General features: G+C 68.1%; 13 protein-coding genes and 1 tRNA gene. 6 read left to right on the forward strand and 8 right to left on the reverse strand.

What is annotated here, in order from left to right:
* Window positions 1-33: 33 nt before the first annotated feature.
* Genes yihA through rpmH form a run of 5 tightly spaced genes read right to left on the reverse strand, consistent with a single transcriptional unit; the run spans window position 34 to window position 3301 of the window.
* The gene (gene yihA / locus WDN01_18505) at window positions 34-678 is read right to left on the reverse strand and encodes a ribosome biogenesis GTP-binding protein YihA/YsxC (GenBank protein MEJ0028022.1); all 645 of its coding nucleotides are present in this window, start codon (window positions 676-678) and stop codon (window positions 34-36) included.
* On the reverse strand, window positions 675-2513 hold the full coding sequence (yidC, locus tag WDN01_18510) for a membrane protein insertase YidC (GenBank protein MEJ0028023.1): 1839 nt from the start codon (window positions 2511-2513) through the stop codon (window positions 675-677). Before yidC ends, yihA begins: the two co-directional genes overlap by 4 nt.
* The gene (yidD, locus tag WDN01_18515; GenBank protein ID MEJ0028024.1) at window positions 2510-2758 is read right to left on the reverse strand and encodes a membrane protein insertion efficiency factor YidD; all 249 of its coding nucleotides are present in this window, start codon (window positions 2756-2758) and stop codon (window positions 2510-2512) included. Before yidD ends, yidC begins: the two co-directional genes overlap by 4 nt.
* 35 nt (window positions 2759-2793) lie before the next feature.
* Window positions 2794-3192, reverse strand: a complete 399-nt coding sequence (gene rnpA, locus WDN01_18520; protein ID MEJ0028025.1) for a ribonuclease P protein component — start codon at window positions 3190-3192, stop codon at window positions 2794-2796.
* Window positions 3167-3301 carry a 50S ribosomal protein L34 gene (gene rpmH / locus WDN01_18525; protein MEJ0028026.1) on the reverse strand — a complete coding sequence of 45 codons (135 nt, stop codon included), beginning with the start codon at window positions 3299-3301 and terminating at the stop codon, window positions 3167-3169. The genes rnpA and rpmH overlap by 26 nt, the downstream gene beginning before the upstream one ends.
* 135 nt (window positions 3302-3436) lie before the next feature.
* Here rpmH and WDN01_18530 point away from each other — a divergent pair, with 135 nt between their 5' ends.
* Both WDN01_18530 and tam read left to right on the forward strand, forming a co-directional pair.
* Window positions 3437-4873 carry a HAMP domain-containing sensor histidine kinase gene (locus WDN01_18530; protein MEJ0028027.1) on the forward strand — a complete coding sequence of 479 codons (1437 nt, stop codon included), beginning with the start codon at window positions 3437-3439 and terminating at the stop codon, window positions 4871-4873.
* A gap of 150 nt (window positions 4874-5023) precedes the next feature.
* Entirely contained in the window at window positions 5024-5785 is a 762-nt protein-coding gene (tam, locus tag WDN01_18535; protein ID MEJ0028028.1) for a trans-aconitate 2-methyltransferase, read from the forward strand.
* Here the strand turns inward: tam and ggt are convergent.
* The gene (ggt, locus tag WDN01_18540) at window positions 5782-7479 is read right to left on the reverse strand and encodes a gamma-glutamyltransferase (protein MEJ0028029.1); all 1698 of its coding nucleotides are present in this window, start codon (window positions 7477-7479) and stop codon (window positions 5782-5784) included. The two genes, tam and ggt, sit on opposite strands and share 4 nt — an antisense overlap.
* A gap of 50 nt (window positions 7480-7529) precedes the next feature.
* Here ggt and WDN01_18545 point away from each other — a divergent pair, with 50 nt between their 5' ends.
* Both WDN01_18545 and WDN01_18550 read left to right on the forward strand, forming a co-directional pair.
* Window positions 7530-8537: a P1 family peptidase gene (locus WDN01_18545; GenBank protein ID MEJ0028030.1), complete on the forward strand. Its 1008-nt coding sequence runs from the start codon at window positions 7530-7532 to the stop codon at window positions 8535-8537.
* A 155-nt stretch (window positions 8538-8692) separates the two neighbouring features.
* The gene (locus WDN01_18550; GenBank protein MEJ0028031.1) at window positions 8693-9544 is read left to right on the forward strand and encodes a dienelactone hydrolase family protein; all 852 of its coding nucleotides are present in this window, start codon (window positions 8693-8695) and stop codon (window positions 9542-9544) included.
* 30 nt (window positions 9545-9574) lie between these two features.
* On the opposite strand, the gene WDN01_18555 is transcribed toward WDN01_18550, so the two are convergent.
* Complete coding sequence (locus tag WDN01_18555; protein MEJ0028032.1) at window positions 9575-10780, reverse strand: hypothetical protein; 1206 nt, start codon at window positions 10778-10780, stop codon at window positions 9575-9577.
* A gap of 267 nt (window positions 10781-11047) precedes the next feature.
* On the opposite strand from WDN01_18555, the gene WDN01_18560 reads away from it, so the two are divergent.
* A tRNA-Arg gene (locus tag WDN01_18560) sits at window positions 11048-11124 on the forward strand.
* An 85-nt stretch (window positions 11125-11209) separates the two neighbouring features.
* Here WDN01_18560 and ribA read toward each other — a convergent pair.
* Window positions 11210-11989 carry a GTP cyclohydrolase II RibA gene (ribA, locus tag WDN01_18565; GenBank protein MEJ0028033.1) on the reverse strand — a complete coding sequence of 260 codons (780 nt, stop codon included), beginning with the start codon at window positions 11987-11989 and terminating at the stop codon, window positions 11210-11212.
* Between ribA and ribB the strand changes: the two genes are divergently transcribed.
* Window positions 11975-13408 carry a 3,4-dihydroxy-2-butanone-4-phosphate synthase gene (ribB, locus tag WDN01_18570; protein MEJ0028034.1) on the forward strand — a complete coding sequence of 478 codons (1434 nt, stop codon included), beginning with the start codon at window positions 11975-11977 and terminating at the stop codon, window positions 13406-13408. The two genes, ribA and ribB, sit on opposite strands and share 15 nt — an antisense overlap.
* Window positions 13409-13420 lie beyond the last annotated feature (12 nt).

A 13420-nucleotide genomic window follows, 5' to 3' on the forward strand; every position in this document is an offset into this window, starting at 1 on the left:
ATCCACTGAAAGCGCGGGCCTTATAGCCCATGCTCAGGGCTGGGCCAACGCCGCAAGTTGCAGCTTCAGAGGCTCCAAGCCAAGCCCCTCATGCGCCGAGGTCGCGCAGATTTGCGGAAACGCCGCGGTGTGCTTGCGCGCGGCGGCATCGGCCGCGGCGACGGCCGCCGCCGCTTCCTCGGGCTTCAGCTTGTCGATCTTGGTCAGCACGACGCCGTAAGACACCGCCGCCTCGTCCAGAAGTTTCATGACCTCCTGGTCCAGGTCCAAGACGCCGCGCCGCGCATCGATCAGAAGGACGACGCGCCTCAGGCTGGCCCGGCCGCGCAGATAGGCGAAGATCAGCTTCTGCCACTCCGCCGTCATCGCCTTGGAGGCCTTGGCATAGCCATAGCCCGGCAGGTCGGCCAGCATCAGCCGGTCGGCGAGCTTGAAGAAATTGATTTCCCGCGTGCGCCCCGGCGTGTGGCTGACGCGGGCCAGCGTCTTGCGGTTGGTCAGCGCGTTGATCAGGCTCGACTTGCCCGCATTGGAGCGGCCGACGAAGGCGATCTCGGGCAGGCCCGCCGGCGGCAGGCTGTCGATGTCGCCGGTGCCCCAGACGAAGTCGCAGGCGCCGGCGAACAGCTTCACCGCAGCGGCGCGTTCCTGCTTCCGGTCTTCGGCTTCGTCGCTCACCTGTCGTTCGCGGCCGGCGGCTTGGCCCCGCCGGTCAGCCGCTGCACCAGCGCGTCGAGCTTGAGGTTCTTGAACAGGTGCACTTCCACGCCCTGGCGGCGCATGATGTACCATTGCTGCGCCACGCCCAGGATGTTGTTCCAGGTGTAGTAGATCACCAATCCGGCGGGAAATGTCGCGAACATGAAGGTGAACATGATCGGCATCAGGCCGAACATGCGCGCCTGGATCGGATCGGCCGGCGCGGGGTTCAGCTTGGTCTGCACCCATTGCGTGATGCCCATCAGGATCGGCCAGATGCCGATCGACAGGAACGCCGGGATGAAGCTCGGCGGATGGAAGGGCAGGAGCCCGAACAGGTTGATGATCGAGGTCGGATCGGGCGCGGCGAGATCGTGGACCCAGCCATAGAACGGCGCCTGGCGCATCTCGATGGTGACGAAGAACACCTTGTAGAGCGAGAAGAACACCGGAATGACCAGGAGCTGCGGCACGCAGCCGGTCACCGGGTTCACCTTCTCGCGGCGATAGAGCTCCATGATCGCCTGCTGCTGCTTGGCCGGATCGTCGGCGAAGCGCTCCTTGATCTTCTCCTGCTCGGGCTGGACCTTCTTCATCTTGGCCATGGTCTTGGCCGACGCATTGGCGATCGGGAAGGTCACCGCCTTGACGCAGACGGTGAGCAGAAGGATGGCCAGCCCGAAATTGCCGAGCAGCTTGTAGAAATAATCCAGGATCCAGAACAAGGGCTGGGTGATCGGCCGGAACCAGCCCCAGTCCACCGCCATCACGAAGTCCTGCACGCCCAGCGTGCTCTCATAGTGGCGCAGCGTGTCGACGACCTTGGCGCCGGCGAACAGGTGATGCGTCACGCTCGCCGCGCCGCCGGCCGCGAGGTTGCGCGCGCCGAGCTGATAGCTCGCGTAATAGGCTTTCGTGCTTCCGAAATTCTCGGCGCGGAACGAGCCGTCATAGTTCTCATGCTGCGGCGGGATGACGGCGGCCATCCAGTATTTGTCGGTGATGCCGGCCCAGCCGCCCGTGGCGGAGAAGGTCTTGGCCGGCGTGCCGTCGTCCTTGAAATCGTCATAGCTCGCGTCTTTCAGCGAATCCGCCCAGGCGACGAAGCCCTCGTGCAGCACCCAGTACTTCTGGCCCGGCGGCACGCCGTCGCGCGCCACCAGCGCATAGGGGTAAAGCGTCGCCGGCGCCGCGCTCTTGTTCTGCACGCCGTCGGTGATCGTGAACATGAACTGGTCGTCGACCTCGATCCGCCGCGTGAAGACGAGTCCGTGGCCGTTGTCCCAGGTCAGCGTCACCGGATGGCCGGGCGACAGCACCGTGCCGTCCGCGAGCGTCCACACCGTGTCGTCATTGGGCAGCGGCTGGTGCATGCCCTGGGCATTGGTCCAGCCGAAATCGACGAAATAGGGATACTCGGTCCCCTTCGGCGCCAGGAGCACGATCTCGGGGCTCTTTGTGTCGGCGGTGTCGTGATATTTCTTCAACCGCAGATCGTCGAACCGCGCGCCCTTGAGCTGCAGCGAACCATCGACGTCGGGCGTGTCGATCCTGACGCGCGCGCCGCCCGCGGCCAGCGCCTGGGCGCGGGACACATGTCCGCCCGTGCCGCCGCCCGCGACGGTCGGTACGCCGGCCGGCGTGCCCGCCGGCGTCGTCGGAGTCGCGGCGTGCTTCTGCGACAGCTCCGCCGCCGCGCGCCGCGCCTGCGCCGCCTTCTCCGCCGGGCCGCCGATGAAGAACTGCCAGCCCAGGAAGATCACGACCGACAGAAGCGTCGCGATGATGAGATTGCGGTTGTTGCTGCTGTTCATCGACAAGACCTATCGGGGCGGCCAAATTTACCGGGAGGAACGGGATCGAAGCCCGACGAACCGCCGAGCCAGGAAATGGGATGGCAGCGCGCCAGCCGCCGGAGCGCCAGGGCCGCGCCTTTCAGCGCCCCATGGGTCTGGATGGCCTCGATCGCATAGTGCGAGCAGGTCGGCTGGAAGCGGCAGGCGGGCGGGAAGAACGGCGACACCACGGCGCGATAGAACCGGATCGGCGCGATCAGCACGCTTGCGGCCACGCCGCGCCTATCCTTGACCGTGCTCACCGGACGTCTCCTCGCGGCGCCAGCTTGAGATGGGCGGCGCGTAGCGCTTGGGCAAGGTCGGATTTGAGGCTTTCGAAGGGCCTCGTGGCCGTGTCCCGCCGCGCCACCAATACATAGTCGGTGGCCGGAAGGCCGCAAAGGGCAAGCACCTCGGCCGCGGCGGCCCTGAGGCGCCTTTTGGCCCGGTTGCGCACCACGGCGCCGCCGACCTTGCGACTGGCGGTGAAGCCGACCCGAAGGGGCCCGCCCTCCGGATTGGGGCAGATTTCGAGCGTGAACCCGGGCGTCACGCGGCGGATGCCGCGCGCGGCGCGCAGGAATTCTTGGCGTTTGCGGAGGTGTTCCAGGGGGCGGCCCGGGGCCGCGCCGTCAGGCGGACAGCTTCGCGCGGCCATGGGCCCGGCGGCGGGCCAGCACCTTGCGGCCGCCCTTGGTGGCCATGCGCGCGCGGAAGCCATGGCGCCGCTTGCGGACGATCTTGCTGGGCTGGTAGGGGCGCTTCATGGGTGTCTCGGGTCTGACGTCGAAAGAGCGGGGGTTCTATGGCCTCCGCTAGTGGGCTGTCAACCGCGCCGGACAGGGCCGGCCCCGCCCGGTCCGGGCTAGGATTTGGCCCTTTCTTCGGGCTTTATGCCGGCCATGCCTGGCCGCCTCCGCGCCCGACTGGCCGACGCCTATGGGCTTGCCGCCCATAGCCTTTCCGGCCGCCTGCTGCTCCTGACCGTGATTTACGTGATGGTGGCGGAAGTCCTGATCTTCGTGCCCTCGGTCGGCCGCTACCACCGCGAGCTCCTGAACAACCATATCGAGAGCGCGGAACTGGCGGTGCTCCCCTTCACCGAGCCGGGCGGGCAGAACCTGTCGGACGACGTCCGCTCGATCCTGCTCAAGCGGGCCGGCGCCATGCAGGTCCTGCTCACCTCCAGGGACATGCGCCAGCTCTTCCAGGTCGACGGCAAGGCCGACCGGATCGACGCCACCATCGACCTGATCCACGCCGCGCCCGCGACCGACATGATCGATGCGCTCGACAGCCTCGTGAACGGCGGCGACCGCACGCTGCACGTCATCGCGCCGACCAACATCAAGGGCGAGGATTCCATCGGCATCATCCTGTCGGAAGGGCCGATCCGCGCCGCGCTCGTCGCCTATGCCGACCGCGTCATCGTCACCGGCCTGATCGTGTCGCTGATCACCGCCTTCCTGGTCTTCGCCAGCCTCTATCTGGTCTTCGTGCGCCCGATGCGCCGTGTGACCGAGGCGATGGTCGCGTTCCACGAGAATCCCGAAGACCCGGCGCGCATCGTCCAGCCCAGCGCCCGCCGGGACGAGATCGGCCTCGCCGAGCGAGAGCTCGCCGCCATGCAGCGCGATCTTTACGGCTTTCTGCAGCAGAAGACGCGGCTGGCGGCGCTCGGGCAGGCGGTGGCGCGCATCCAGCACGATTTGCGCAACATCCTCTCCAACGCCCAGCTCGCCTCCGACCGCCTGAGCGCGATCGACGATCCGGTGGTCAAGAAGCTGGCGCCGCGCCTCGTGGCGTCCATCGACCGCGCCGTCTCGCTCGCCACCAACACGCTGCGCTATGGCCGCGCCGACGAACGCCCGCCGCAGCGCAAATTCGTGCCGCTCGCGCCGCTGGTCGCCGAGGCCGCCGACGCCGCGATCGAGGCGCGCATCGCGCCCATCGACATCGCGCTCGAAAACGCGATCGATGCGGCGCTGGAAATCGACGCCGATGCGGAGCAGCTCTATCGCCTGGTGCTCAACCTGATCCGCAACGCGGTGGAGGCGCTGGTCGCGCAAGGCTGCGCCGGGCGCATCTGCGTGAAGGCGGAGCGCCAGGGCCAGCGCGTCGTGCTCGAGATCGCGGACAGCGGCCCGGGCATTCCGCCGAACCTGCATGCCCGGCTGTTCCAGCCCTTCGCGAGCGCTGCCCGCGCCGGCGGCTCGGGCCTCGGCCTCGCCATCGCCCGCGACCTCGCGCGCGCCCATGGCGGCGACATTGTCCTCGTCTCCACGAGCGAGGCCGGCACGGTGTTCCGAGTCGAAATTCCCGATAGGGAATTGCTTTGACAACCCCAATTGGTGTCATGGCCCGCGAATGCGGGCCACCCAGTTGACGTCTGACAATTGCCGCTCGGCTTTGGTATTGGAAATCCTGAGCACGCCCGCGAGCGTCACCTGGATGGCCCGCATTCGCGGGCCATGACAAAATGGGATGTCATGACCTGGAACCCCGCCGCCTATCTCGCCCATGCCGACGAGCGCACGCGCCCCGCCGCCGAGCTTCTCGCGCGCGTGTCCGACACATCGCCGGCGCGCGTCGTCGATCTCGGCTGCGGCCCGGGCAATTCCACCGCGCTGCTGCGTGCCCGCTGGCCGCAGGCCCGTATCGAGGGCCTCGACTCCTCCCCCGACATGCTGGCGCAGGCCAAGGCCTCCGGCATCGCCGCCGATTGGCTGCTTGCCGATCTCGCCGCCTGGACGCCGTCCGCGCCCTATGACGTGGTGTTCTCCAACGCGACCCTGCAATGGCTCGGCGATCACGAAGCGCTGCTGCCGCGCCTCCTCGGCTTCGCGAAGCCCGGCGGCACCTTCGCCTTCCAGGTGCCGCACAACATGGATGCGCCGAGCCACGCCCTGATGCGCGAGACCGCCGCGCGAGGTTCGTGGTCGGCGAAGCTGGCGAATGTCCGCGAGATCGCCGTTCTGCCGCCCGCGCGCTACTACGACATCCTGGCGCCGCTGGCCGCGTCGGTGGACATCTGGGAGAGCGAATATCTCCATGTGCTGAGGGGCGCGGACGCCGTCTATCGCTGGGTCGCCGCCACCGGCCTGCGCCCCTTCGTGCAGGCGCTGGACGGCGCCGAACGCGACGCCTTCATCGCCGACTACAAGACGCGGCTGAGCGGCGCTTATCCGATCCGCCCCGACGGCACGACGCTGTTCCCGTTCAAGCGGCTGTTCGCGGTGGCGAAGCGCTAATCCCCGAGCGCCACCCCGTCGCGCCGGGGATCGGCGCCGCCGATATAGCCGCCGGGCACTTTCTCGATCGTATGCGTCCCGCTTCCCAGCTCGGTGAGCACCACCGTATGGCCCATCGCCGTCAGCGGATCGCGCAGCGCTTCGAGCGACGTCCCCTTCTCCAAAAGCGTCGGCCCGTTGGGATTGAACGGATGCGGCAGGGCGGCGGCCTCCTGCGGCGTCATGTGCCCGTCGATCATCGCGATCAGGTCCTGCGCGACATAGCCGATGATCGCGGGCCCACCCGGCGAGCCGGTCGCGATGGCGAAATCGCCCTTGGCGTCGAACACGATGGTCGGCGACATCGCGCTCATCGGCCGCTTGCCCGGCCCCGGCGCGTTGGCGACCGGCTTGCCGTTCAAGACCGGATCGAAGGAGAAGTCGGTCAGCTCGTTGTTGAGCAGGAACCCGTTCGCCATCGTCTGCGACCCGAAGGCGAATTCGATGGTCGTGGTCATCGCCGCCACCTGGCCGCGGTCGTCGACCACCGACAGATGCGACGTGCCCGGAAGCTGGACGCTGCGCTGCGGCGCATAGTCGGCGCGCTTGTCCGGCGGCGTGCCGGCGCTCGCCTGGCCCATGTCCTTCTTGGGATCGATCAGTGCCGAGCGCTGCGCCAGATAGGCCGGATCGGTCAGGCCGCGCAGCGGCACGGCGATCACGTCGGGATCGCCGAGATAGGTGGCGCGGTCGGCGAAGGCGAGCCGGCTCGCCTGGGTGAAGAGATGCACCTCGCTCAGCGAATCGGGCGCCAGGTCGCTTTGCGGAAACCGTTCCAGCATGCCGAGTATCTGCAGCACCGCGACGCCGCCCGAGCTCGGCGGCCCCATCGAGCACAGCTTATAGGTCCGATAGGTGCCGCACACCGCCGGGCGCTCCAGCGCGCGATAATTTGCGAGATCCTTCAGCGTCATGCCGCCCGGATTGACCGGCGCATGCTGAACCGCGTCGACGATGTTCTGCGCGATCCTGCCCGTATAGAACGCCTTGGCGCCGCCTTTGGCGAGAACGCGCAGCGTGGCGGCGAAGCGCGGGTTCTTCAGGATCTCGCCCTGCGCCACGGGCGTGCCGTCCGCGTGATAGAAATAGCGCTTGATCGACGGCATCGCCGCCATCTGCGGAAACTGCCTGAGTTCGGCCGCGAGCTTGCGGCTCACCGGAAAGCCTTTTTCCGCGAGCGCGATCGCCGGATCGAACAGCCTGGCCCAGGCGAGGCGTCCGTACTTCTTGTGCACGAGATCGAACAGCGCGATCACGCCCGGCACGCCGGTCGAAAGCCCGCCGGGGATCGCATCCATATGCGGCCTGGGCTTGCCGTCCGTCCCTAAGAACATGCCCGGCGTGGCGCTGGCCGGCGCCGTCTCGCGCCCGTCGAAGCTCAGCGTCCGCTTGGTCTTGGGGTCGTAGAGCATCAGGAAGGCGCCGCCGCCGATGCCCGACGATTCCGGCTCGACCAGCGTCAGCACCATCTGCGCCGCGATGGTCGCGTCCACCGCCGAGCCGCCCTGGCGCAGGATCTGCCGCCCGGCCTCCGCCGCCAGCGGGTTGGCGGCGGCGATCATGTGGTGCTTGGCGATGGGCTCGGCGGCGTCGGCGGCTGCGCTGAAGGCGAAGAACCAGACCAGGGCGTACAGCACCCCACGCATAGCACGCATCGAAATCCTCGCTCTTTCCGCACCGCCGCCGAGGCGATAGCCTTGCATACATGGTACGTCCCGGCGCGCGAAATCTCATCACCGACGTGGCCGGATTGCGGGTCGGGAATGCGCAGGACCGCGCCGTCGTCACCGGCACCACGGTGCTGACCGCCGACAGGCCGTTCGCCGCCGTGGTCGATGTGCGCGGCGGCGCGCCGGGCACGCGCGAGAGCGACGCGCTCGATCCCGCCAGCCTCGCCGGACGGGCCGATGCCATCGTGCTCTCGGGCGGCTCGGTGCATGGGCTGGACGCGGCGTCCGGCGTCACCGCCGCCCTGTTCGCCGCCGGACGGGGCTTTCGCCTGGCGCCGGGCGCGCCGCCGGCGCCCATCGTGCCCGCCGCGATCCTGTTCGATCTCACCAATGGCGGAAACAAGGACTGGGGCGAAGTCTCGCCCTATGCCGCGCTCGGCCGCGCCGCGCTGGCGGCCGCCGGCGAATCTTTTCCGCTCGGCAATGTCGGCGCGGGCCTCGGCGCGCGCGCCGGTGCCTATAAGGGCGGCCTCGGCAGCGCCTCCTCCGTCACCGATGACGGCTTCACCGTCGGCGCGCTGGCGGCGGTCAATTCGCTGGGCTCGCCGCTTATTCCCGGCACCGGCGTGTTCTGGGCCTGGCCGTTCGAGCAGGCGGGCGAATTCGGCAACCGCCGCCCGCGCGACGGCGGCGCCATCGATCTCGATCTGCCGGCGGACCTGAAAGGCCCCATCCGCGCCGGCACCAACACGACCATCGCCATCGTCGCGCTCGATGCCGATATCAGCCGCATCGAGCTCAAGCGCATCGCGGTGATGGCGTCCGACGGCGTCGCCCGGAGCTTGCGCCCCGCCCACACGCCGTTCGACGGCGACCTCGTCTTCGCGCTCACGACGGCCGCGCGCCCGGTGGGCGAGCCGCGGCCCCGCGCCCTCATGCGGCTGGGCAGCATCGCCGCCGACACGCTCGCCCGCGCCGTCGCGCGCGGCGTCTTTGACGCAGAAACATTGGGCGCGATGAAGAGTTATCGGGATTCGTTTTAGAGATGGCGCCCTTGTCGGAACCAATCCCCGTTTGTCATTCCCGCGAAGGCGGGAATCCAGGGCCAGCGACACCGCGACCGTCCTCTGGATGCCCGCCTTCGCGGGAATGACAGGCTCGTTGTTGAAGAACGCAATCGATCTCCAGAGAGAGTCCCATGGATAAAGACCAGACCTTCGCCCTTCCGCGCCGCGCCTTCGTCGGCACGCTGGTGGCCGGCTTCACGCTGGCGGCCGGCCCCGTCAGCGCCGCCGCCATCGTCACGGACACGAACGGCCTCGACGCGGGGGAGGTCTCGATCCCCGTGTCCGACGGCCATATCCCCGCCTATCGCGCGCGCCCCTCGGCCAAAAAGGACGCCGCCATCGTGCTGGTGGTGCAGGAGGTGTTCGGCGTGCACGAGCACATCAAGGACCTTTGCCGCCGTCTCGCCCATGCCGGCTATTACGCCATCGCGCCGTCGCTCTATGCCCGCCAGGGCGATCCCGGAAAGTACGACATGGCCCATGTCGGCGACCTGCTGAACGACATCGTCGCCAAGGTGCCGGATGCGGAGGTGATGAGCGACCTCGATTCCACCGTCGCCTTCGCGAAGGGGGAGGGCGCCGACACCGTCCGGCTCGCCGTCACCGGCTTCTGCTGGGGCGGACGCATCGTCTGGCTCTATGCCGCGCACAATCACGCGGTGAAGGCGGGCGCCGCGTGGTACGGCCCGCTCGCCGGCACCGACAACGATCTGCATCCGCACACCGCGATCGAACTGGCGGGCGCGGTGAAGGCGCCGGTGCTCGGCCTCTATGCCGGCCTCGACCAGAACATCACGGCTGGGGACGTCGAAGCCATGCGCAAGGCGCTGGCGGCGTCCGGCAACACGACCTCGCGCATCGACGTCTTCGCGGATGCCCAGCACGGCTTCAACGCCGATTATCGTCCCAGCTACAACGAGAAGGACGCGAAAGAGGGCTGGGCCAGGATGCTCGCCTGGTTCAAGGCGAACGGCGTCAGCTGACGTTCCTCTCCCGCGAGGGGGAGAGGACGCTTACCTGACGAACACCCGCACTTCGCTCGAGGTCGCGCCCGGATCGGTCGCGCTCGCCACCGCCAGCCGCGAGGCCGGCACGCCCATGTCGGTCATCGAGCGCAGCACTTCCTGCGCATGGTTCTTGGCCGAGGTCTGGGCGAGCTGCACCGCCGCCGCCGTGCCGCGCGTCGGCGCCACCGCGACGACCGAGAAGCCGGCATTCGGCTTGGACTGCAGCGCCTGGCTGAGCGCCGCATAGAGGATCTGCTGATAGTCGACGCCCGGGCGGTCGAAGCGGATCACCACCAGCGGCGTGCCGGCATAGGCCAGCGTCGAGGCCGACATCGGCCCGCCGGCCGAGGCCGCGATCGGCGCGCTGCCGAGATCGGCGCCATAGAGCTCCCCGTTCTTGATCGCCGAGGCCAGCGTGGTGAGGTTGGCGCGCTCATTCGCGACATAGGCGGTCTGGCGCTGGGTGTCTTCCGCCGCCGCCTTCAGCAGCCGGTCGATCAGCACGATGGTCTGGTTGGTCTCGTCCTCCAGCACGCCGAGCTGGCGATGATCCTCGTCGACCGCGCCGGAGACGTTGTAGGTCGCCTGGATCTGGTCGAGCGCGAAATGCGCCGTCGAGGAATCCGTGGCGAGCGAGGCGGCGAGCGAATTCAGCGCATTGATGTTGCCGGCAAGGTTGTCGAGCGAGGACTGCGCGTTGTTCCACTCGGTGACGAGTTCGGGATTGCCGCGCGTCGTGCCGATCTGCAGCCGCGTCGTGATGCGCGCCTTGGATTCGTGATAGGCCCCGGCCGCGTCGGCGCCCTGGTTGCGCAGGTCGCTCAGATGCGAGGCATTGGCCGCGAGATGGTCTTCCAGCGTCTGCACCTGGCCGCGCAGCGTGGCGATGGTGGCGCTGACCGCGGTGCCGGTATTGCTGCCCGGCTCGATCGGCACCGGCGTGATGGCGACGACGGGGGCCGAGCCGCCCGATGCCGCCGGACCGGAAGAACCGCCCGGCAGCGAACCGGGCAGCGTGCCCGGCGAGCCCGCGGGTGCGGGGCCGCCATCGGGGTAGGGCGAGGCGCTGCCGGGGACCGAGCCGGAATCGTCCGGCTGGCCGCCGAACAGCGAATTGTCGAGATCCGAGCAGCCCGCCAGGCCGAGGCCGGCCGCAAGCGCCAAGACACTGACCAGGCGAGACTTCCGCCCTGCCGCCGGATTCCCCTTCATGTGCCGCTCTCCGCCCCCGCCCGCCGCATCGCGGCCGCCGGTCCATCCACCAGATGGGACGCGTCATGGTTACGCGAGTCCCTCGCGGGCCAGTCTTAACCAGCGGGGCGAGTGCAAACAAGGGTACGCGATGCCGCTTCCTGGGGAGATTTTCCCGAAGCGGGAAGGACTTGGATGGTTTCGCGCGGGCCCGGCGGGGCAGGGCGCGGCGGTGCCGGTTGCGCTTGCCTTTGGCCGCGCCTCACAATAGGTTCGCCGCCCTTGAATGCACCCGTAGCTCAGCTGGATAGAGCATCAGACTACGAATCTGAGGGTCAGGAGTTCGAATCTCTTCGGGTGCGCCATTTTCGATGGCGGGCGGGCAAGGCAGCCGCCACGCCAACCCTGCTTTGCCCGCCCGCTGAAATCCCGCCTCAGTCAGACCCCGCCTCAGTCAGACAAAGTCGGAAAGGCTGCCCGCTTCGCCGCGATATATCTGCCGTTATAGGGCGTGAGATAAGCCGGTGTCGCCACGCGCTCGCGCACGACAATGCCGTGCTTCTCCAATTGCGCGATCTTGTCGGGGTTGTCCGTGATCAGGCGTATTTCCGTCGCCCCCGCGGCGCGCAGCATGGCCGCCGCCGCGGAATAGTCCCGCAGATCCGCCGGCAATCCGAGTTCGCGGTTCGCCGCGAAGGTATCGAAGCCTTCGTCTTGCAAGCGGTAGGCGGACAATTTTTTGTAGAGACCGATTCCTCTGCCTTCCTGGCGCAAGTAGACGAGGAAGCCACCCTGCGAAGACATGCGCTCCAGCGCGCCGGTCAATTGCTGGCCGCAATCGCAGCGCAGCGACCCGAACAGATCGCCCGTCAGGCATTCGGAATGCACGCGCACCAGGGGCGCCGCCGTCCGGTCCGGCTCGCCGACGATGATCAGCAGATGCTCTTTCTGTTCGTCCAGCCCGGTGAAACTGCAAAACCGGACCGTGCTGCGAATCCGCGCGATCGGAATCGCGACGGTCTCCGCGATTTTCGGGGAGCGATCCGCCGGCCCATCGATCTCGATCCGTGTCATTGCCGCCCCAAGGATTGCCTTTTCGAATATTTCGAATATCATACATACGATACAAACGAAACAGGCCGGCTGTAAATGGCCCGATACGGGGAAATTCCGACCAGATCCGAGGTCGCGCTGGCGCAGGCGGCCAAGCGTGTCTTGGGTCAGGCCCATGGCGGCCCGGCGCGGGTTTCGCACGCCGCGCACAAATCCGCCGTGCTGCCCGAAGCGGCGTTCCAGGTCCTGCTCGAAACCCTCGGCCAGATGGCGCGCGGCAACGTCGTCGCCGTCACGCCGCTGGAGGCGAGCCTGACCACGCAGCAGGCCGCGGAGCTTCTGGGCGTGTCGCGGCCGCATCTGGTGAAATTGCTGGAATCGGGCGCCATTCCCTATCGCAAGACCGGCAAGCACAGGCGCGTCAGCCTGAGCGACCTCAATGCCTATCGCTCACCGAACCACGCCGCGGCGGAGGGACTCATGAAGCTCGACACGGTGGATGACGCGATCCGGGCGATCGCGCGCGGCGAGATGGTCGTCGTGGTCGATGACGACGACCGGGAGAACGAAGGCGATCTGATCGTCGCCGCGTCGAAGGTCACGACCGAGCAGGTCGCCTTCATGGTCCGCCACACCAGCGGCATCCTGTGCGCCCCCCTCACGCGGGAACGCGCGCAGCACCTGCAACTGGAGCCCATGGTGCGCGAGAACAGCGCGCCGCTGCGGACCGCCTTCACCGTCTCGGTGGACTACCGGGACGGACTGACCACCGGCGTTTCCGCAAGCGAGCGCACCAACACCGTCCGCGCCCTGGCGAACGGCAATGTGGCGGCGGGCGATTTCGTGCGCCCCGGCCATGTCTTCCCGCTGATCTCCGAGGAGGGCGGGGTGCTCATGCGCTCGGGCCACACCGAAGCGACGACGGACCTCGCGCGTCTCGCGGGCCTGCCGCCAATCGGCCTCCTGGGCGAGCTCGTCAACGACGACGGCACGCTCAAGCGGCTCCCGCAGCTCGTCGCCTTCGCCAGGGAGCACGGGCTGGCGATCGTCTCGATCGCCGATCTGATCGCCTATCGCCGGGCGCGCGAGAAGCTGGTCCGGCGGATTTCGGAGTTTGAAATCGCCACGGAAATCGGACCAACGAAGGCGGTCGCCTATGCGACGGCGTTCGACACCGTGCAGCATCTCGCCCTGGTGTTCGGCGACATTCAAACCGGTAGGCCGGTCCCGGTGCGCATCCACCGCCAGGAGGTGATTTCCGACGTCTTCGGGCAGACGCCCAATCTCATTTCCGCGGCCCTGCGGATCATGAAAGCGGAAGGCGGCGGCGTGCTGGTCTATCTGCGCGAAGGCGCGTCGGGCGTCGCCGCGCCGGCTTGGAGCGATCCGCCCGCCGCCGCGCATCGCAGCGAAGTCCGGCGCGAGAAGCAATGGCGCGAGGTCGGGATCGGGGCCCAGATACTGAAGGATCTGGGGCTGGGCGCGATCAAGCTCCTCACCACGCACCGGCTGGACTATGCCGGCCTCGCGGGCTTCGACATCCAGATCGCCGAGAGCGAGATCATCGGTTCGCAAGCTTCGGGCGAACCCGGCTGACGAAGGAGCATG

It is taken from the genome of Rhizomicrobium sp. (genome assembly GCA_037200985.1).
Lineage (GTDB): Bacteria > Pseudomonadota > Alphaproteobacteria > Micropepsales > Micropepsaceae > Rhizomicrobium.

What these genes read in the sequence shown, in the direction of transcription:
- yidC (MEJ0028023.1), bottom strand. Translation starts at nt 2,513, where the DNA reads ATGAACAGCAGCAACAACCGCAATCTCATCATCGCGACGCTTCTGTCG.
- rnpA (MEJ0028025.1), bottom strand. Translation starts at nt 3,192, where the DNA reads ATGGCCGCGCGAAGCTGTCCGCCTGACGGCGCGGCCCCGGGCCGCCCC.
- rpmH (MEJ0028026.1), bottom strand. Translation starts at nt 3,301, where the DNA reads ATGAAGCGCCCCTACCAGCCCAGCAAGATCGTCCGCAAGCGGCGCCAT.
- WDN01_18530 (MEJ0028027.1), top strand. Translation starts at nt 3,437, where the DNA reads ATGCCTGGCCGCCTCCGCGCCCGACTGGCCGACGCCTATGGGCTTGCC.
- tam (MEJ0028028.1), top strand. Translation starts at nt 5,024, where the DNA reads ATGACCTGGAACCCCGCCGCCTATCTCGCCCATGCCGACGAGCGCACG.
- ggt (MEJ0028029.1), bottom strand. Translation starts at nt 7,479, where the DNA reads ATGCGTGCTATGCGTGGGGTGCTGTACGCCCTGGTCTGGTTCTTCGCC.
- WDN01_18545 (MEJ0028030.1), top strand. Translation starts at nt 7,530, where the DNA reads ATGGTACGTCCCGGCGCGCGAAATCTCATCACCGACGTGGCCGGATTG.
- WDN01_18550 (MEJ0028031.1), top strand. Translation starts at nt 8,693, where the DNA reads ATGGATAAAGACCAGACCTTCGCCCTTCCGCGCCGCGCCTTCGTCGGC.
- WDN01_18555 (MEJ0028032.1), bottom strand. Translation starts at nt 10,780, where the DNA reads ATGAAGGGGAATCCGGCGGCAGGGCGGAAGTCTCGCCTGGTCAGTGTC.
- ribA (MEJ0028033.1), bottom strand. Translation starts at nt 11,989, where the DNA reads ATGGGCCTGACCCAAGACACGCTTGGCCGCCTGCGCCAGCGCGACCTC.